Raw genomic sequence first — 19771 nt, forward strand, 5'->3', positions numbered from 1 at the left:
CAAAACAATTGTGCGATAAAATTACACAAAAAGATTAAGTACCAGAACACCAATTAATCCCATTATTCCGATAGATGTTTCCATAACACACCAGGATTTCAGAGTATCTTTAATACTCAGGTTAAAGTATTCTTTAAACAACCAGAATCCTCCGTCATTCACATGTCCGAACATCAGACTCCCTGAACCAATAGCAAGTACCATAAGTTCAGGTTTCACAGCACCTGCTGTTACCAGGGGAAGTACAATACCGGCAGTAGTAATTCCGGCAACTGTAGCAGACCCTACACAGAACCGCAAAACTGTTGCAATGAGCCAACCGAGAAATAATGGTGATAGTGATGATTCACTCAGAAGTCCGCCAATGTAATCGCTGACTCCAGCGTCAATAAGAACCTGTTTTAATGCACCGGCACCGGCAATAAGAAGCATAATCATTGTTATGCTTGTAACAGAGTGAGCAAGGGAATTCATGATGTCATTAATCTTTCTTCCCCTGGCGATTCCAAGTGTATAAATAGCGAAAAGAACTGAGAGCAGCATTGCAAATACAGGATTGCCTATCCATCCAAGAACCTTTCGTACAATATTTTCTTCGGGAAGTAAAAACCCTGCAATAGTTGCAAGAGTTATAAGCAGAACAGGCAAAAGTGCTGAAAAGAAGCTTGTCCAGAATCCGGGCATCTCTTCTTCAGTCAATGGTTTAACATTTACAAATTCTGCAAACGGCTTAGCATCTATCTTGCTGAGTGCCTTGGAAAGTATTGGTCCGGAGACAAAAATAGCAGGGATAGCCACAATTATACCATAGAAAAGTGTTTTCCCAAGATCCGCATTAAATACACCAACGATGGCCGTAGGAGCAGGATGCGGCGGAAGATAACCATGTGTAACCGAGAGTGCTGCAAGCATAGGAAGTCCCACATACAGCAAAGGTAAACCGGTTGCTGCTGCCACGGTGAAAACAAGTGGAATCATAATGAAGAAACCGACATCATAAAAGAGCGAAACTCCAACGATGAAACCGGTAAGCATCAGGGCAAGCTGAATATGTTTTAATCCGAAAGCATTAACAAGTCTGGTTGTAATCCTCTGGGCAGCTCCACTTTCCGATACTAGTTTCCCGAGCATTGATCCAAGACATAAAATAAGTACAAGGAATCCCATAGTATTGCCAATACCTTTTTCGATCGACAGTACAGCCTGGTCAAGTGTCATTCCTTCTGCAAGAGCTACAGAAATTGACACAATAACAAAAGAGAGGAATGAGTTGAATTTAAAAACAAGTATCAGAACCAGAAGGAGGCAGATTCCAAGGACGACTATCAGAAGTGGCATGCTATCAATATTAATTATTTAACAATTCCATAATTCAGGGTTATATTAAGTTGCTCAGGGCTCAGTGCTCCACGCTCTTCGCTATACGCTCTACGCTTTACGCTTTTTCTAGCCCCGCCCATCAAATCCAGGTTCAGGTTTCAGCGGAAATTTGATTGGCATATTATCGCGGGTAGATCTGTATATAGCTGTGAATAACTCGACTGTTCGCCGTCCTGCTTCACCGTTAACAGCAGGGTCTCTTCCCTCAGCAATTGCTTTCAGGTATTCTTCAATCTGATACTGCATATATACAACAGTGGGATCGCAATTATTAAAAGTATCTGTATCCTCTTTAACCCACTCTTTGAGCAGATGCTCCTCTCCCGGGATTGTCCAGAGGTCGTTTACGGGTGGTTCAGCCACGCCCGTTCGTCCGGCAATAAACATAGCACCTCCATCTGTCTGGACTCCGGCTGATGCTCCGTTTTCTCCATGGACATGTACTTTTCCGTAGATTCCAGGTTTCTGCGAATTGCTAACAAGAATATTTCCTATAGCCCCGCTTTTAAACTTCACAATTGCCAGAGCAGTGTCTTCGACCTCTATGTACGGATGGTTCAGGTTTCTCCATATTCCATAAACTTCATCTATTTCACCCATAAACCATAGCATAAGATCAAGCTGGTGAGGCGACTGGTTTACAAGTACCCCGCCACCCTCTTTCTTCCACGACCCCCTCCACTCATCAGAATCATAATAGGCCTTATCGCGCCAGCCAAGCATTGTGACTGTTGCCATTGCAGGTTTTCCCAGTTTCCCGCTCTCAATTGCATCTTTCACCCTTCTCACAGGTTCATACCACCGCCGCTGACTAATTACGCCAAGCTTTACTTTATTCTCCCTGCAGATTTTTATCATTTCGTCGCAATCCTTCAGATCTGAGGCCAGAGGCTTCTCAACCAGCACATTAGCCCCTGCCTTAGCAGCTTCCGTTGCTGGCTGAATATGGTAAGGATGAGCGGAACAGACAATAACGAGGTCTGTTTTATTATCGGCTACCATTTCAGAAATATCAGCATACGATTTTGTTTTATAAACAGCAGCAAAATCATTTGCCGTGCTTGCTGTTCTGCTCCAGACACCTGCGAGCCGGGCATTTGGGATATTCTGAACAGCCTTTGCATGAAGATGAGCTACGCGGCTGCATCCTGCAATTGAAATGTTGTATATTCTATCAAACATTGTCTTAACTATTAAAAATTTCGGATTTCGGATTTTTGATTTCGGATTTATCAATTTACAGTATTTTATTCCGCAATCCGCAATCCGAAATCCGAAATGTCAGGGAACAAGAATTACTTTATTTAAATCCTCCTCTTTCCTGTAAAGTCTGTCAAACCAGCCAGCTCCTTCTGAAAGGGGTGCTACGGCAGAGATCTGATCGTCAACACTTATCTTTCCGGTCTGAAGCAGATTAAGAACAACTTCATATTCCCCCCGTATGGCACAGCTCCCCAGAACTGTCAATTCACGGGTAACAACCTTCTGAAGGGGAAATTCCACTTTTGGGGATACATTACCAACAAGAACTGCTTTACCGCCTTTGCGGAGAACATCAATCGCAATATTTACAGATTCACTTCTGCCGACTGCCTCAAATGAGATATCGGCTCCTCTGTTATTTGTAAGGGCAATGATTTTTTCACCAAGGTTTGGATCAGTTGCCAGAAAGATATCATCTGCCCCGGCTTTTATTGCCTGATCAAGCTTGTTTGAATTTATATCTATTGCAATAATCCTTGAAGCGCCTGAAAGCCGGAGAAGTTTAAGAATAAAAGTCCCGATCATACCTGTACCTACAACTACACATTTATCGCCGGTCTTTATTCCTGAAATGTTTATTGAATGAAGGGCTACGGCAACTGCTTCAACCATTGCAGCCTGTTCAAATGTTACATTATCAGGAATTTTGTACAGAATATGCTGAGGAATAGCAATAAACTCAGCAAATGCACCGGCTCTCTTATAGGTGCCGGGAGAGACACCAAGGACTTCCCTGTTATCACTTAAGTTATAATGACCCTCAAGAGTATACCAATCATTCAAAGGGTACACAGTTGAATCAAATGTCACTCTGTCTCCCGTCTTCCAGCCGTTAACCCCGGACCCGGTTTTAACAATAATCCCTGAAGCCTCGTGCCCCATGATCATCGGAGGGATCCTTCGGCCTGTACTTCCGTCGAGACCATGAACATCAGAGCCGCAGATACCGCAGGCCATGACTTTTACAAGGACTTCTCCTGTATTAATTTCAGGATCAGGTACATCTTTATAAACAAGTCTGTTGTATTCTTCCAGTACGAGGGCTTTCATATACTGGTTTATTACTATTGTACTACCTCTTTGGCAACGGTAACGACTTTTATTTCAGCAGCACCTACCAGCATATCGCTTATCTTTGGTCCAAATGCATTGAAATACTCTGCAGCAAAATGAGCATCTACAGCTGCCTGATTCTTATACTCCTCAACAAACACAAATTTGGAATTGTCATAAGGATCCTGAAACAGCTGATAATAAAGACAGCCTTCCTCAGCATTTGATTTGGCAATGATATCTTTTGCAGCCTCAACAAAATCTTTTGCTCTTTCAGGTTTAACAGTGAGCCTGGCTATTATCATCATCTTTGAATCCACTTCAGGTACAGCAACTGAGGTACCGGGAACAGAAACAGCTTCTGCACTTTTTTTATTACCACAACTGGCGGCAATTAAGGCAATACCAAGCAGGACGACAAATAATTTTACTTTCATGGTTATCAGTTTTTGGTTACAGTTTTTTTAACGCCATGAATATAATAAATAATAATTGATTCGGGTAAATCCATTAACCACAAAGGTCGCAAAGGTTATTCGCTAAGTTCGCAAAGCAAAATAGTCATTCTATGGAGTGTTGTTATCGGATCAGATGAATTTCAGACAGTGATTTAATTGCCCTGTCGGAAAAGAAATCACTTGCCGGGAATACCCTGAATAAGCCACCATCTTCCTCAGGTTCTGTACGCACTAGAAGGAATTCCTGCTGATCGTTCCTGTTGAAGAGTTCAGAATATGAAACAGCACACCGGTATCCGTCTTTACCTGCTATGCAGAAAATTCCTGTTTTAAGATTTTCCCTGCTGACTGCATAATAAGAAGCAATTACATCTCTAAGTATCATCCCTTTAAAAGGTGATGTACTGTGGATTCCTTTGCCCCTCCCGTAGAAAATCGTATTATATGTAATATTTTCCGGTTCTGCCGGTGCAAGCGAAGCGACTTCTTTCCCGGCATCAAATACTTTAAAACCGGAAGAGTACATCGGAGACAAACCCTTTACAACAGGAAAAGATTTTTTAACCGACTGTACAGTTATCTTAACAGGGGATGAGATGTTTCTTTCAGTTATTAAATCGCTTGCTGCCACAATTTTACTTTCCGAAGGAAGAGGCCACAGGTCCTTTGTCTTGGAAGGTACTATCCGCGACACACTTGTGGCGATTATGATTTTGTGAAGATTATTTGGATAATATATCTCACCCCAGCTGAATACCACTTTTTCACCATTACTATTTTCTACTTCCACATATAGATCTATAATCGGATTAAACTCATCTGCATTCGATTTCTTAAGAATACTCTTGTTAAGAATATCGAAAAGAGAGTATCCGTCGTATCTGTATGCTCCGACAAATCTGTCGCCACCGGTACTATCAAGTAATGTCTCTTTAACAATTACACTATGCACAGGGAGAGTTGAAAAATTAACTTTACCCGGATTTGCAACCTCTCCTTCAATAATCAGGTCATATTGCTGAAGAGCATTTGTTAAAGTGTTATCATAAAAATTATTTGTAATGTCTGTTGTATCGGGAAGTTGCCCGTTTGCCGGGACAGTTGATTCAGAAGTTAAGGAGCCTTGCCTGCATGATATCATACACAGGGATAAAACAAGGAAAAGGATTGTTGTATTCATAATGTTCATTTTACTTTAAATTTATAATATGCAATCATTTGCATATCGGATACAAAAATAACTTTTATACCGGATGCAAATATGACTAATATCAGAGTTCACAATTACAAAACAGATCATGAGCAAGAAAAAATTCAGGATAATAAGTTATATCAAAAATGATATTGCCTTTTATGAAACAAAGGTTAAAACCTGGCTAGGATGGGTTTCATTTACAGTGTTTTACAAAACCGAAATAATTCATATCCTATCTGAACCTTCTGTTCACAAATCGATGGCATACGAAAGGATTAAGCAGTATTGCATTACAAATGGTTACAATGAAAAGGATATTGAAATAACCGAAATAAATACTTCAAAACCTAAGAGATGGATATTCTTTCAGAGAATTTATTCGTTTTTGTGACAGATTGTGGATTGTGAATTCAACTATTCAATAATGACAACAATTATATCCATAACGTTGGTCATTGTAGGTCCTGTAATGATATGACCACCAGTCTTTTTGAAGAAATGATATGAATCAAAATCCAGTACGAATTTAACAGGATCAATATCATCGTCCAGCGCTTTTAAACAGGTTTCTGAATCAACTACAGCTCCAGCAGCACCTGTGGGCCCGTCATTTCCATCAGTCCCTGCCGAGAGAACTGTAATTCCCGGATGATCCTTAAGCAATAAAGCGGTCTGGAGTGCCAGATGCTGGTTTCTGCCACCCTTCCCTTTACCGGTCATCTTTACAGTTGTCTCTCCCCCGAAAAGCAGACATACAGGTTTTACTTCATACTCGTTTTCTTTGAATTTCAGTGCTGTTTCAACCAAATATTCTGCTACAGATGTTGTATCGCCCTGAAGCTGATCGTCTATTATCAGTGCATTTATGTTATAATCAAGCGCTTTCCTTTTGGCTGCTTCCAGTGCAAGTCTGTTTGTCCCTATAAGAAGGTTCTCAGTCTTTGCAAAAACAGGATCAGTGGGTTTCGGGGTTTCAGGTCTTAAACCATCTGCTCCCTCCTTCAGGTATTTAATTATTCCTGATGGCATATCATTCATCAGATTGAACTTATCAAGTACTTCGAGAGCATGACTGAATAATGTAGGATCGGGAGTTGTTGGACCCGAGGATATTACATCGAGAGGATCACCGGCAACATCAGAAAGTATAAGGCTTACAAGAGTTGCCGGATTTACGGCCCGTGCAAGCTGTCCGCCCTTTACAAGTGAACAGTGTTTTCTTACTGCATTTATCTCATGAATACATGCTCCGCTGTTAATAAGCAGGTTATTAACATTTGCTATTTCGCCCGGAGAAGATCCCTGTGGGAAATCGGCAAGAAGGGCAGAGCCTCCTCCTGATAATAAGCATATTACCAAATCACTGACTCCGGCTTTCACAGCTATTTTAAGAATAGCTTCAGTAGCTTTAAACCCATTCGAATCTGGTACCGGATGAGCCGCCTCAGTAACCCTGATACGATTTAATTTGCATGAATGACCATACTTGACAATAATATGTCCTTCAGTAATATATGGTCCCAGAATTTTTTCAACCTCAAATGCCATTGCAGCACTTGCTTTCCCGGCACCTATGATGTAAATGTTATTAATACTCTTTAGCGGAAACTGAAGGTGTTTTATATGGAGAATATTATCTTTCAGATGAAGAACATCATGAATAAGGTGTGAAGGAATGACACTTTCCACACCTGCAAGAAATATTTGTTCGGCTATTATTCTGCTGGTCATAAAACTACTAGTGATGTAATCCAAACGCATAGAAAAACTACTGTTCCCATTACAATTGTTGAAAAAGAGTAGACCTTTAAATTTGTTCCGGGGTCAATTTCTGAAAAGTTAGAAATAACCCAGAAGTAGGAATCATTGGCATGAGAAACCAACATCGATCCGGCACCCATGGAAAGCATGGCTAATAGCCTGCCTGATTCTGAATCGAGACCAAGCATAGATAGCATTGGTGCTACAAACGATGCAGCTGTGATTATTGCAACAGTTGAAGATCCCTGCGCTGTCTTCATCAGGACGGCTATCAGAAAAGGTACAACAAGACCTATGTTTGTCCCTGCCAGAATTTTTCCTACAGCCTCTCCTGTTCCTGTAGCCTTGATGACCATGCCAAACATGCCGCCTGCAGCTGTAACTATAAGTATTGGTCCTGCCTTTTCAATAGCTTCCCCGAACACAGAATTCATCGATTCTATTGTTTTTTTCTTCAGCAGGAACAACGAAAGCACAACGCCGATTGATAGTGCGAAAATGGGATCGCCGGGAAAGAAGAATATTTTCGTAATCAGAGAATGACCTCCTGAATCAATAAGGTTTAATAATGATTTGACAGTAATAAGTAAAAGAGGAACTACAATCGGCAAAAATGAAAGAAACGGTGAAGGAAGCTGATCATTCACCATCTGTGTATCAACCCCAGGCTCAGTGGCAGGAGGATAATCTTTTCCTTTTGTCATCCATTTTGCCCAGAAATATGAAGCAAGTGCACCCGGAACAGCAAAAAGAGTACCTGCTATAATAAGGTATCCGATGTTTACCTGAAAGAGGCCTGCGGCAGCAAGTGCTCCGGGATGAGGAGGTATAAGGCAATGCACTGAATAGAGAGATGTCGCCAGAACTGTTGCCATAAATGGCAAGGCAATTTTTGATTTAGCGCTGAACGACTTTGCAAGTCCGCTTAGGATTATAAACCCTGAATCGCAAAAAATGGGAAGTCCGGTAATGAATCCGGTTAGCCCTAATGCCTGAACACTTCTTTTTTCACCTGTTTTGGAAAGGATATAGCGGGCGATGCTTAGGGTACCTCCTGTTTTATCAAGAGTAATCCCGATAATTGCACCAAGGATTATGAGGAATCCTATTGATGCCATGGTGTTTCCGAAACCTTCCTTTATTGTTGCTATTACTCTGTCTGCAGGTAATGTGGAAAATGCAAGAAAGACTGAAACAATAAAAAGGGCTATGAATGCTTTAAGCTTTAAACTGGATGTCAGGTATATTATCGCAATTATACTTATTCCAACAAGAATCGAAGTGACTAAAACGCTCATATTCAGCTCTTAAATTATGTAAAGAAAAGGTACGCTACAAAAATTGCGGTAGTAAATCCGGCCAGATCAGCCAGCAGGCCGCATCCAATTGCGTGACGGGTATTTTTAATTCCTACCGATCCGAAATATACAGCAACAATATAGAAGGTGGTATCGGTCGTACCCTGCATCGTACACGCAAGCCGGCCTATAAAGGAATCGGCCCCATGGGTTGTCATTGCGTCGATCATTAAACCTCTGGCTCCGCTTCCTGAGAGAGGTTTCATGAAAGCGACAGGAAGGGCGGCTGTAAACTGCGTATCAATTCCAAGCCAGGCAAAAAACATTGCAATACCCGAAATGATGAAATCCATTGCACCTGAAGCCCTGAAAATACCAATAGCAACAAGGATTGCAACAAGAAAAGGAATTATTTTAATGGCAATATTAAATCCTTCCTTTGCTCCTTCAATAAAAGCATCATAAACATTTACTTTCTTAATAAGAGCAAGAATAATAAATGTAACAATTATAAGCATCAGTATGAAGTTTGCCGAGAAAGTTGAAATGACAGAGATTTCTTCCTTAGGCAAACCACTGAAATAGAATATAATACCTACGACAATAGCAGTAAGACCTCCCAGATAGGCAAGAACAACTTTATCAAATAAGTTTATCTTCTGTATCAGAGCTACACTGATCATACCAGTTATGGAAGCAGCAAATGTTGAAATAAGTATCGGAATAAAAATATCAGCCGGATTAACTGCACCGAGCTGTGTCCTGTAGACGATTATGCTTACAGGTATAATTGTTAATCCTGCCGCATTCAGAACCATAAACATTATCTGGGCATTCGAAGCTGTTTCCTTATCATCATTAACTTCCTGCATCTCTTTCATCGCTTTAAGACCTACCGGTGTAGCAGCATTATCAAGTCCTAGCATATTAGCAGAGATATTAAGCATTATCGAGCCATATGCAGGATGGCCTTTCGGCAGGCCCGGGAAAAGTTTCTGAAACAGAGGCCCGATCAGCTTTCCCAGTATGGCAACTACTCCTCCTTTTTCTCCAACTTTTAACAGTCCCATCCAGAGAGTAAGTGCGCCTGTAAGACCAAGTGATATTTCGAATCCGGTCTTTGCATTTGAAAATACTGAATTAACCAGATCGTTAAAGATCTGAGTATTACCGGCAAATATGAGTTGCCCCAGAGCAACTATGAATCCAATCAGGAAGAAAGCAATCCAGATATAATTAAGTACCATTTACAGAGTTTGAAGTGCTAAGATAATTATTATAGAGTTCAAAAGGCAAAAGTTAAAAGGCAAAAGTCAAAAGTGAAAAGATAAAGGTGGTTTGCGGCGTGCGGAGTGTGGTTGATAGGACCATATTTAAGCGAGCCGGTTGCCGCGGTCCGGTTGCCGGTAGCCTATTGCATATTATTTAATAATAGATAAATTTGTGTAACCAATTAATTCAGCGATGGCACGTTTCACCAGAATAGAAGTTATCCTTAAAATGAAGGAAGTCGGTATTGTACCGGTTTTTTACCATAAAGACGCAACTGTTTGCAAGAATGTTATTAAAGCATGTGCCGATAGCGGAATAAAGGTTTTCGAATTTACGAATCGTGGTGATTATGCTCACGAGCTATTCAGTGAATTGAATAAATGGGCAGAAAAAGAGGTTCCGAATCTGATTATGGGTGTTGGCTCAGTGGTAGATGCAGGAACAGCCTCACTCTATATACAGCTTGGTGCAAACTTTATCGTTTCACCCATCCTGAACCCTGAAATGGCAAAAGTCTGTAACCGCAGAAAGATAATGTGGTCTCCCGGATGCGCTACATTATCAGAAATCAGCTATGCCGAAGAACTTGGTGCTGAGATAGTTAAAATATTCCCCGGTTCATCTGTTGGCGGACCGGATTTCGTGAAATCAATAAAAGGGCCTTGCCCCTGGACAAGCATCATGCCGACGGGTGGTGTTGAACCTACACTTGAAAACCTTACAGAATGGTTCAATGCCGGTGTAACGTGTGTGGGGATAGGTTCGAATCTTATTACAAAGGAGCATATTCAGAAGAAAGACTGGGCCGGATTAACAAAAAGAATTACAGCAGCTGTTAAGGTTGCCAGGATGTTCCAATTACCTTAAAATCTCTTTACTTTTCTCTGTGTAACTCTGTGCCGACTCTGTGTCTCTCTGTGTAATTTTTTTAAAGAACTGTCACAGAGAGACACTGAGGATTCACAGAGGTACACAGAGGTATTATATCTTAAGAAGAATTTTCAGATTTCTGGCTGGTTCTTTTTCAAGTAACTCAAAGCCTTTCTGAGCATCCTTAAGGTCGAGAATACCAGTTATCATTTTATCGGGATTCAATTTCCCTCCGGCGAGAGCTTCTATTGCTTTTGAGAATTCACCATGACTTACCCTTGATGCCACAATCTTTGCCTCTTTCCAGATAAGTTCCTTCATGAGAATCTCTGCCGGATGGTCTGACAGTCCGAGTACACAGACTGTCCCTGCCCCTTTTATTGCATTTATGCAGGTTCTGACGGGATTAAATTTTCCTTCCAGATGAACTTCATGCCCTACTGCTTCAAAAGCTATATCCACACCTTTTCCTCCGGTTGCTTCCTTTATAAAAGCAACAGGGTCTGTATTCCTGATATTAATGGTCTGAATATCAGGAAATGCTGATGACGCAAGTGCGAGTCTTTCATCAAGAATATCGGCCATGAATATTTTGCCTGAAGTGATTGTCTTCGCAGCATGCAAAATAGACTGACCAACTTTTCCGGTACCAACTATCAGAATATCATCATCTTTACCTAAACCTGCCCGTGCTGAAGCATGAAATCCGATTGAAAGTATTTCTATCATTGCAGCATGTTCATCAGAGATATGTCCGGGGATCTTATAGATCATATCTGAAGGGACAGAAACATACTCAGCGAAACCGCCATTCAGATCAATACCAACGAGTTTAAGCGAAGTACATGCAGGATAGTGTCCGATTCTGCAGGCTGCGCAGGTTCCGCACCAGATTATAGGGTCGACTGTCACCTTATCTCCGGGTAAGAGATTCTTTACCTCCGACCCAACCTCTTCAACAACACCTGCAAATTCATGCCCGGCGATTAACGGAAGTTTTGTTCTGGGATGAAACTCCCCTTTGAAAATATGCTGATCAGAACCGCAGATACTGGCATAACGAACCTGTACCATAACATTGTTTTTCAGAAGTTTTGGCTTTTCTACTTCTTCCAGTCCGATTTTCCCGTATTCCCTGATAACTGCAGCTCTCATATTTATACATTTTTTTGTATAGTAGAGACGCAATGCATTGCGTCTCTACTATGCATTGCGTCTCTAAATTAAATCCCCGGTGCCCTGTACAGTTCGATGTTCGAGATAACCGGACAAGCTTTTGATTTACTTATTGTTACTTTAATTTTGGAAGCAGAAACTACTGGAAATTTCCGTATAACCTTATGACCAATAGTAGTACCATCTATCAGTGCTTTCCATTCACCACCCGTGAACACTGATACACTGAACTCCTGCACCCTCTGACCAAGTTTTATGTATTCCTGAAGGACTATTCTGTTCACTTCGGTCTCATTTCCCAGATCGATAATTACTTCACCGGATGTCTGATCGTCCTTAGTGGTCCAGTATGTCTCTGAATTGCCATCTGTAACATTAGCAGCCTCATAGCCTTTACCCCTTACAGGTTTTGCTGATGCTTTTTTCCCTAGTGACAGGTTATTCTCAAATTCTTTATTAAGCAATTCTCTGAATGCCAAAAGCGACTTAACATCATTCTCATGCAGCAGACCTCTCCTGTCGGGAGGAACATTAAGAAGGAGATTACTGTTGCGACCAACTGACTGATAATAAAGCTCCAGCAGGTTTTCCGGAGATCTGACAAGAGAGTCCTGGGTCTGATGATAAAACCATCCTCTGCGGATAGATACATCAACTTCTGCAGGAACCCAATAATTACCATCTTCATGACCTTCACCCAGGATCTTTGCAAAATCACCACCCGGATACATCTCGTCTTTTTTCAGCAGACACCAGTTTGTAAGGCTTCCCATACCGCTCTCATTCCCAACCCATCGGATATCAGGTCCAGCATCGCTGAACATCACAGCTGAGGGCTGAAGCTTTCTTACTATAGAATGAGTATTTGGCCAGTCGTAATATGTCTTGTTATCAATTTTTCTTTTCTCCCTGGCTCCTCCGTAAAATCCATCACCTCCGTTTGCACCATCAAACCAAACCTCAAAAATATCACCATAAGCTGTAAGAAGTTCATTGAGCTGGTTGCGATAATAAATAAGATACTCAGGTGTCCCATAGACAGCACTGTTCCTGTCCCACGGAGAGAGATATACCCCCATTTTCAGACCTAGTTCATCACAGGCAGTACGCAGTTCTCTGAGTACATCACCCTTACCTTCTTTCCATACAGAATTTTTTACTGAGTGCTCAGTGTATTGTGAAGGCCAGAGACAGAAACCATCGTGATGCTTTGCGGTAATGATTATGCCTTTCATACCGGCATCCTTTGCAACTTTTGCCCATTGGCGGCAATCAAGTGCGGTGGGATTAAAAACAGATTCCTTCTCATCACCATAGCCCCACTCCTTATCTGTGAAAGTATTAACAGTAAAATGGACGAACATATAATACTCCAGCTCGTGCCATGCGAGCTGCCTTTCTGAAGGCAGCGGCCCAAATGGTTCAGGAGGTGTAACCTGGGAACACGCACTAAGATACACTACTGAGATAAGCAGTAAAAGATTTGTTTTCATTTTTCAGAAGTATTATTGTGTAACCCTCTGTGTAACTCTGTGCTTCTCAGTGTAACTCTGTGTAAGTTCCTTTTATTACACAGAGAGCCACAGAGTTGACACAGAGAGCCACAGAGAAGAACATAAATATTTTATTTTGACAGGTCTTTTATTCTAATGTTTCTGAATTTTAGTTCTGAACCATGACCCAGGAATCCTATATGACCTGTTGTATTCTTTAATCCGGGATGGTCATTATGATCCATCGTTCCATTATCTCTTGGTCCGGCTAAGTCGCCATCAACAATAACATTACCATTGAGGGTTATTGTGATCTTTGTTCCCTGGATTCTTACCTCTTCATAGTTCCACTCTCCTACCGGCTTCTGGAAACCTTTTTTTGCTGGTATCACACCATAAACCGAACCATGGTACTGATATGGCTGAAGGTTAGCATAAACAGGTGCGGTATCGTCGAGGATCTGAAGTTCCATACCAACATAAGCAGCATCTCCGGTTAGCGGTGTCCTTATGCCAAGACCGTTATTAGCAGCAGGTGTAAGCTGAAATTCAAATCTGAATATAAAATCCGCATATTCTTTTTCAGTGTAGAGATTGCCGCCTGAACCATCGCTTGGTTTAACAACTATCATTGCATCTTCCGCAATATATGATTCCTTGTTACCAACCCAGTTATTCAGGTTTCTGCCGTTAAACAGTGCTACAAATCCTTCCGATTTCTCCTCGGGAGTGAGATTATATTCTTTCTCACTTATCTCCCTTACGTAGAGATCCCTGAAAGCGAGATCAGTGCCATGGGCCTGCAACTCAATTGATCCTTTCGGAAAAATAGGAATAGTACGGTCCCAGTAATTCTCCATTGTAATGTTATCAACAACAAGGTCTCCGTTAAGCCAGACCGAGACTTTCTCTCCTATCATGACAATTCTGAAGGTATTCCATTCACCTACCTGGTTATCTGCAACTTTAAGCGGTTTGGACTGATTCTTCTGATTATTATACAAACCACCTGATCCTACCTGAGCTCCTACTTCAACTCTTGAAGTATCCCAGATCTGCACCTGAGGAGTGCCCCTGAGGTAAATACCGCTGTCGCCTGCTTTTGTGATTTTCCAGTCGGCAAGCATCTCAAAATCGCCATACTCTTTAATTGAACACAGGTTATCTCCCTTACCGTTGAACCATATAGAGCCGTCTTTTACGCTCCAGTTTCCGGGAACTTTATTATTGGCTTCAAGCTGTTTCTTAGCAAGTTCAGCAGGTTTCATTTTTGCCCTTGCAACAGGATTCTCAACAAGTCCCTGCCAGCCGGTAAGATCCTTACCGTTGAACATTGACTTAAACCCTTCATCAGCAGGCATTCCGGCAAGATATTTATTTACCATCTCCTTATCATACTCGCTTTCCTGTCCGGCAAGTTTTCCAACAGCTTTTGTAAGTATCTCCTTAACAAGGTCTCCATACATTCCTGCCTTTGATGTAACTGATGGAAGCGCAATATACATACAGGCTTTTGCAGCGGCAGCAGATGTTGAAGGATCATCCAGAAAACCGCCTACAAAGTATAATGTCTGGTAAGTCTTGAGTTTCCCAAGCTCCGTCAGAACCCTGTTTTTCCTGTCAGATGTAAGGGCATAAGGCATAATCTTTCTGAATAGAAGAAGCTTCTGCTCATCAGCAAGTCCTGCAGATCTGATTTGCCTTACATAGCCGTCAAATGCAGGTCCTTCAAATGTTTTATTTCCTGAGGCACAAATCTCATAAAGTGCTGATGAAGCTGAGTAATCCATCCATCCGGTGAGGGCTTTAAAACAAATATCACGCATGGCCGGATTACCATTCTCAAATTCATTTTTTACAACCGCGAGGGCTTTGCTGCCACCGGTTTTTGCTAAAACAGGAATAATTTTCTCTTTCTGTACCTTGCCACCCATGGCTGACAGAATGGTAGCAGATCTTCTTTCAGGATCTGATTCTTTATTCGCAGCAGCTGCTATTGCGTTCTGGATATCGGCAACATATTCAGGCTTTTCTGTTACAGAAAGAAGCTCAATCAGTTTACCCTGATCAGAAGGACCAGCAAGGCTTACAAGAGCCCTGATAGCTGCTGCTTTTAATGTTTCGTCAGAAGATGTTGCGAATGGAAGTATTTCAGAAAAATATTTATTGTCTTTATTCCAGGCAAGTATTTCAATTACACTCTTCTTCGAAGCGGAAGGGCCATCTTTTAAAACAGGAATAAGCAAAGGCATTTTATCGCTTCCCGCAACACTCATTATTGCAGATTTTGCTGCTTCCTGATCAGGTTCGCTTCCGAATACAAGCAAATAATTGATAAGAGAGTGCAATGCTTCGCTCCCGCTTATCTTTACGATTGCCTCAGCAGCTGCAATACGAATATTCTGGTCCTGGTCGGACAATGATGAAGTTACCAGCGACAGGGCAAGTTTGTCGCGTCTCTCGCCCAGCATAGTAATAATTTCAGGTTTTGCGGCCGGTATAGCTTTTGGGAAATAGTTAATCCACTTATTAACAACCTCGGTTCCTGAAATCTTAAGTGACATGCGCATTGCAGCATTTCTGTATTTGCTGTTCTGGTGAGCGGCAGCTTTGATCAGCATTGGCATGGCATCGATGCCATGAAATCCTGTGTAGATATCAAGAGCAGCAGTTTTATTCTGGATATTGAGGTCTTCATTGCTTTTTGAAATCACCAGTTTGCATATTTTATCCATTGTTTTCAGATCACCATTCTGGCCAATAACTTTTGCATAGTTCAGCAGAGCAGCTGTTGCTCCTGTATGCTCCCATCTGTATGCAACAGCCTGTGCGGCTTTTGACAATACCGGGTATGCCAGAGGACTTCCGCTCACTGCGAGTGCATTATATGCTGATGCCCTGGTATTTACATCAATGCCAGCAGACCATTCAATATATTCATTTACAGCAATTTGAGATTTCATTATAGCCAGAGCATTCATTACGGCAGCAGCACAGGGAAGATCTTTATTCTTTAGCGATTCAGCAAGGATTGTCTCTGAAGTCTTCCCACCGGCTGCAAGTATTACGGCTAAGGCAGGCTGACACATGTCCTTACTTCCGAGGAATTGTTTCATAGCTTCTGCGGATGAGGTTCCGCCAATAAGCTGAAGCTGTTTCATAAAGAAATCTTTTACACCGTTATCTTTATGAGTTGTGGCATAGGTTATGCATCTTTTCTCCCATTCAGCTCTCTCAGTTTCTTTCCCTTTTTGTGAGAGGAAACGTGTAAAGCTCTCAATGGCGAATCTTGCAGGGGTATCATCACCTGTTCCTGCAGGAATAATCATATCGCAGATCTGCTTTAAACCAGCATCGCCGATAATCAACATGTCGCCCATCAGCTTATCATTTAACTGAAGGTCGTTGGCAGGGAAGCGGGCCAGAAGGTCAGCAACTTTTGTTTCGGTAGTTCTTTTATCCTGTGAGTATGTTATTAATGACAAGAGCAGGAATGAAATACTGATTAATGATATTCTAAGACTTTTCATATTTTCGAATTTTCAAATTTTCAAATTATTAAGCTATCAGATTTTCCAGGGCCCACGCATTGGAGGATTAATCAACCTGTTGGCTCCCTCATCATCGATAAATTGCTGTTTAACAGGATCATACTTAAGATTCCTGCCTAACCTGAGTGCGATAATTCCCATATTAACAACAGAACATGATCTGTGACCGTTTGATTCGTTGAGAGCGAATTTTTTCCTGGTACGAACTGATTCGGAAAAGGTCCCTATTTGCGGTGCAGGATCAGGAAGAGAATCAATCAGTTTCTCCATATTTGGTATATCTGATTTGAATCCTTTAAATACCTTTCCATGAGGACCTTCAATATAAGCTGCATTCTTATCGCGGTTTTCGCCATCAAGTATAATCTGGCATCCATCAGCATATGTATATGTGATTCTTCTCCATGACCCCACTGCATCATAATGCTGCTGCGGGGCATCAATTTCAACTAAAACCGGACCAGTATTATCTTTCCCGAGTAAATACTGAACAGGATCGAGGTAATGCTGTCCCATATCACCAAGGCCACCTCCGTCATAATCCCAGTAACCACGGAATTTTGAGTGTACTCTTTCGGGATTATAAGGCTTGTATGGAGCAGGGCCCAGCCAGAAGTCATAATCCAGTTCGGCAGGTACAGGCATAGGCTGAAGGTTATGAAGTCCGCTCCAGTAGAATTTCCAGTCGTAACCTGTTATTCCGCTAACAGTAACCTTTAATGGCCATCCCAGCACACCGCTGTCGACAAGCTTCTTCAACGGTTTTACTGTAGTGCCTAATCCATAAAACGGATCTTTAAATCTGAACCAGGTATTCAGGCGAAACATGCGACCATTCTTCTGAACAGCCTCTACAACCTTCATCCCTTCTCCTATAGTACGTGTCATTGGTTTCTCACACCAGATATCCTTGCCTGCCTCAGCAGCTGTCTTTGCCATAATACCGTGCCAGTGAGGAGGAGTAGCAATATGTATTATATCAATATCAGGACGGGCAATAAGTTCACGGAAATCATGATATCCGTCAATTTTGCCGCCTGCCTGTGCAATTGCCTGCTCAAGGTGAGTTTTGTCAACATCGCAAACAGCCAGAAGACGTCCTTCGTAATCTATATGACCTCTTCCCATTCCGCCGACTCCAATGATTCCTTTGGTCAGCTGATCACTTGGAGCCATATAGCCCTGGCCGCCAAGCACATGTCGGGGAATAATTGTAAATGCAACAGCAGCAGCACTTGTTTTCCTCAGAAAATCGCGTCTGTCAAGGTTTTGATTTTTCATAATATTCTGTATTATATGAATTGTAGTATGTAATAAAAGTCGTACATCCTTCGCTAAAGCTGCGGACTTCAAAGCAGGCGTCATCTGGTTACTTCGGTCACCGGTCTCCGGTCTTCGGTCTTCTGACTTCCTGCTTTTCTGACTGCAATTTGCAAGTTTTATAGTCAAATAGCAAGTTCTTAGAGTTCTATTTTTTGTAAACCTTACCTGTAAAGAGAACCCCCTTCAGGTTTTGATTGGTTTCTTGGGGAAAATCAAACATCCGAAGGGGGATAAATAGTTCCGGAGTTAAGGGAATTTGGGGAATGGGGTACTCCGGAACAGAGAATTAACCTAAAACTGTTAACCTGGTATTTTTCTTTTTCTTATAACAATCCCCAGGGTGTCTAACGCTTTTAAATCTATGCTTGGTTTTAAATTTCCACTATTTATCATCTTTACAAATATTCCTGCAACTGTTTCGGCATCTTTCCTGGATTCAAATCCGTTTTTTGCCTTGCTAACCGGTATCTTCTTATATAGCAGAAATGGTCTGCTGTTTACAAAAATTGTGAATCCCCATGTTGAATCAGGATTCTGAAATGATTTAAACTTTACATATGCCCGATTCTCTTCATAACCTGTCTGCTGGGAAACTGATTTACCTGAACCTGCGTTATTTTCAATACTTTTTTCATTCCTGCAATCTGTAAATACAAGCATAAAAAGAAGCGCCATTAAAACCGGAAATGAAATTTTATAAAAGTACTTTTTAACCGATTTTATTTGCATTGACTAAATTTTCAACTATCCACTACTAATATATGTCGATAAAATGGCTTAAACTACAATAATTGTGGCAATTGTATGAACTATTAAGGTTAATGTATATTTGTATTATCTGGTTGGACGAAGAGCCATTTAACAGCTCCGGAAAAAAGAAAAATTATGTAATTTTTACTTCCTGAGTTATTAAAAAAGGGAATGGGAACTCAGAAATTTCTGAAAATTAGCCTTATACTGATCGCTTACCGGGATATAAACATTATTATCAAAAACGATTCTGTTCCGCTCGATCATTTTTATTCTGGCACTGTTAACAATAAAAGACCGGTGCACTCTCAGGAAGGAAGAAGCAGGAAGCTGTTCCTCAATTGATTTCAGGCTTATATGAGACATGACCGGTTTATCATCCAGAAGATGTATTCTTACATATTCGTGTACGCTTTCAATGTATTTAATGTCAGAAAATTCTATTCTTATTATTTTATAATCAGATTTTACAAAAAGATGGTCCCGGGTTACCTCCTTTTGTTCAGAATGAGTTGTTTTGAGCTCAAACATAGAATTCGCCTTATTGGCAGCTCTGAGGAAATCCTTATATCCAATTGGTTTCAGAAGATAGTCGATGGCATCTGCCTTGAAACCGTCAATTGCATACTCACTATATGCTGTAGTGAATATTACTAAAGGCTTAATTGTAAGGGATTTAACAAAATCCATTCCTGAAAGATCCGGCATGCTTATATCAACAAACAGCAGATCTACATGGTTCTCTGCAATAAATTCCATTGCGCTGAATGGATTATTGCATAAGGAAACGAGTTCAAGAAACGGAGTTTTCTTAATATAACTGCCTATCTGCTTTAGTGCAAGAGGTTCATCGTCAATAGCCAGACACTTAATAGTCATCAGGTCAGAATTTCTGACAAGATATAAAAAAAAATTCTTCCGTACTTAT

Annotated in this window: 16 protein-coding genes; 2 read left to right on the forward strand and 14 right to left on the reverse strand. The window is 41.3% G+C overall.

What is annotated here, in order from left to right; translation table 11 throughout:
* Positions 1 to 21: 21 nt before the first annotated feature.
* From IPJ16_02980 to IPJ16_03000, 5 genes are all read right to left on the reverse strand, one after another.
* Positions 22 to 1338, reverse strand: a complete 1317-nt coding sequence (locus IPJ16_02980) for a gluconate transporter (GenBank protein MBK7626157.1) — start codon at positions 1336 to 1338, stop codon at positions 22 to 24.
* A gap of 108 nt (positions 1339 to 1446) precedes the next feature.
* Positions 1447 to 2562, reverse strand: coding sequence for a Gfo/Idh/MocA family oxidoreductase (locus tag IPJ16_02985; GenBank protein ID MBK7626158.1), 1116 nt, complete (start codon positions 2560 to 2562; stop codon positions 1447 to 1449).
* Between the two features lie 99 nt (positions 2563 to 2661).
* Positions 2662 to 3693, reverse strand: coding sequence for a galactitol-1-phosphate 5-dehydrogenase (locus IPJ16_02990; GenBank protein ID MBK7626159.1), 1032 nt, complete (start codon positions 3691 to 3693; stop codon positions 2662 to 2664).
* A 14-nt stretch (positions 3694 to 3707) separates the two neighbouring features.
* A complete protein-coding gene (locus tag IPJ16_02995; protein ID MBK7626160.1) occupies positions 3708 to 4133 on the reverse strand; it encodes an antibiotic biosynthesis monooxygenase in 426 nt (141 codons plus the stop codon).
* A 142-nt stretch (positions 4134 to 4275) separates the two neighbouring features.
* Entirely contained in the window at positions 4276 to 5334 is a 1059-nt protein-coding gene (locus tag IPJ16_03000; GenBank protein ID MBK7626161.1) for a hypothetical protein, read from the reverse strand.
* Between the two features lie 118 nt (positions 5335 to 5452).
* On the opposite strand from IPJ16_03000, the gene IPJ16_03005 reads away from it, so the two are divergent.
* On the forward strand, positions 5453 to 5740 hold the full coding sequence (locus IPJ16_03005; protein MBK7626162.1) for a hypothetical protein: 288 nt from the start codon (positions 5453 to 5455) through the stop codon (positions 5738 to 5740).
* A 23-nt stretch (positions 5741 to 5763) separates the two neighbouring features.
* Here the strand turns inward: IPJ16_03005 and IPJ16_03010 are convergent, their stop codons facing one another.
* The 3 genes from IPJ16_03010 to IPJ16_03020 are packed head-to-tail and all read right to left on the reverse strand — an operon-like array spanning position 5764 to position 9655.
* A complete protein-coding gene (locus tag IPJ16_03010) occupies positions 5764 to 7080 on the reverse strand; it encodes a DUF4147 domain-containing protein (protein ID MBK7626163.1) in 1317 nt (438 codons plus the stop codon).
* Positions 7077 to 8408, reverse strand: coding sequence for a GntP family permease (locus tag IPJ16_03015; protein MBK7626164.1), 1332 nt, complete (start codon positions 8406 to 8408; stop codon positions 7077 to 7079). Before IPJ16_03015 ends, IPJ16_03010 begins: the two co-directional genes overlap by 4 nt.
* Before the next feature lie 14 nt (positions 8409 to 8422).
* The gene (locus tag IPJ16_03020; protein MBK7626165.1) at positions 8423 to 9655 is read right to left on the reverse strand and encodes a spore maturation protein; all 1233 of its coding nucleotides are present in this window, start codon (positions 9653 to 9655) and stop codon (positions 8423 to 8425) included.
* A gap of 217 nt (positions 9656 to 9872) precedes the next feature.
* Here IPJ16_03020 and IPJ16_03025 point away from each other — a divergent pair, with 217 nt between their 5' ends.
* Positions 9873 to 10547, forward strand: a complete 675-nt coding sequence (locus IPJ16_03025; GenBank protein MBK7626166.1) for a bifunctional 4-hydroxy-2-oxoglutarate aldolase/2-dehydro-3-deoxy-phosphogluconate aldolase — start codon at positions 9873 to 9875, stop codon at positions 10545 to 10547.
* A 114-nt stretch (positions 10548 to 10661) separates the two neighbouring features.
* Here the strand turns inward: IPJ16_03025 and IPJ16_03030 are convergent, their stop codons facing one another.
* The 6 genes from IPJ16_03030 to IPJ16_03055 all read right to left on the reverse strand — a co-directional run bounded on the left by IPJ16_03030 (position 10662) and on the right by IPJ16_03055 (position 19716).
* Positions 10662 to 11705 carry an alcohol dehydrogenase catalytic domain-containing protein gene (locus tag IPJ16_03030; protein MBK7626167.1) on the reverse strand — a complete coding sequence of 348 codons (1044 nt, stop codon included), beginning with the start codon at positions 11703 to 11705 and terminating at the stop codon, positions 10662 to 10664.
* Between the two features lie 68 nt (positions 11706 to 11773).
* The gene (locus IPJ16_03035) at positions 11774 to 13219 is read right to left on the reverse strand and encodes an alpha-L-fucosidase (GenBank protein ID MBK7626168.1); all 1446 of its coding nucleotides are present in this window, start codon (positions 13217 to 13219) and stop codon (positions 11774 to 11776) included.
* 131 nt (positions 13220 to 13350) lie between these two features.
* Positions 13351 to 16749: a DUF1080 domain-containing protein gene (locus IPJ16_03040; protein MBK7626169.1), complete on the reverse strand. Its 3399-nt coding sequence runs from the start codon at positions 16747 to 16749 to the stop codon at positions 13351 to 13353.
* Between the two features lie 36 nt (positions 16750 to 16785).
* Positions 16786 to 18051 (reverse strand): Gfo/Idh/MocA family oxidoreductase, encoded by a 1266-nt coding sequence (locus IPJ16_03045; GenBank protein ID MBK7626170.1) that lies wholly within the window; start codon positions 18049 to 18051, stop codon positions 16786 to 16788.
* Between the two features lie 342 nt (positions 18052 to 18393).
* Positions 18394 to 18822, reverse strand: a complete 429-nt coding sequence (locus tag IPJ16_03050; GenBank protein ID MBK7626171.1) for a DUF4907 domain-containing protein — start codon at positions 18820 to 18822, stop codon at positions 18394 to 18396.
* 180 nt (positions 18823 to 19002) lie between these two features.
* Positions 19003 to 19716: a response regulator transcription factor gene (locus IPJ16_03055; protein MBK7626172.1), complete on the reverse strand. Its 714-nt coding sequence runs from the start codon at positions 19714 to 19716 to the stop codon at positions 19003 to 19005.
* Positions 19717 to 19771: the final 55 nt, after the last annotated feature.

This window comes from Bacteroidales bacterium, assembly GCA_016709865.1.
Taxonomy (GTDB): domain Bacteria; phylum Bacteroidota; class Bacteroidia; order Bacteroidales; family VadinHA17; genus LD21.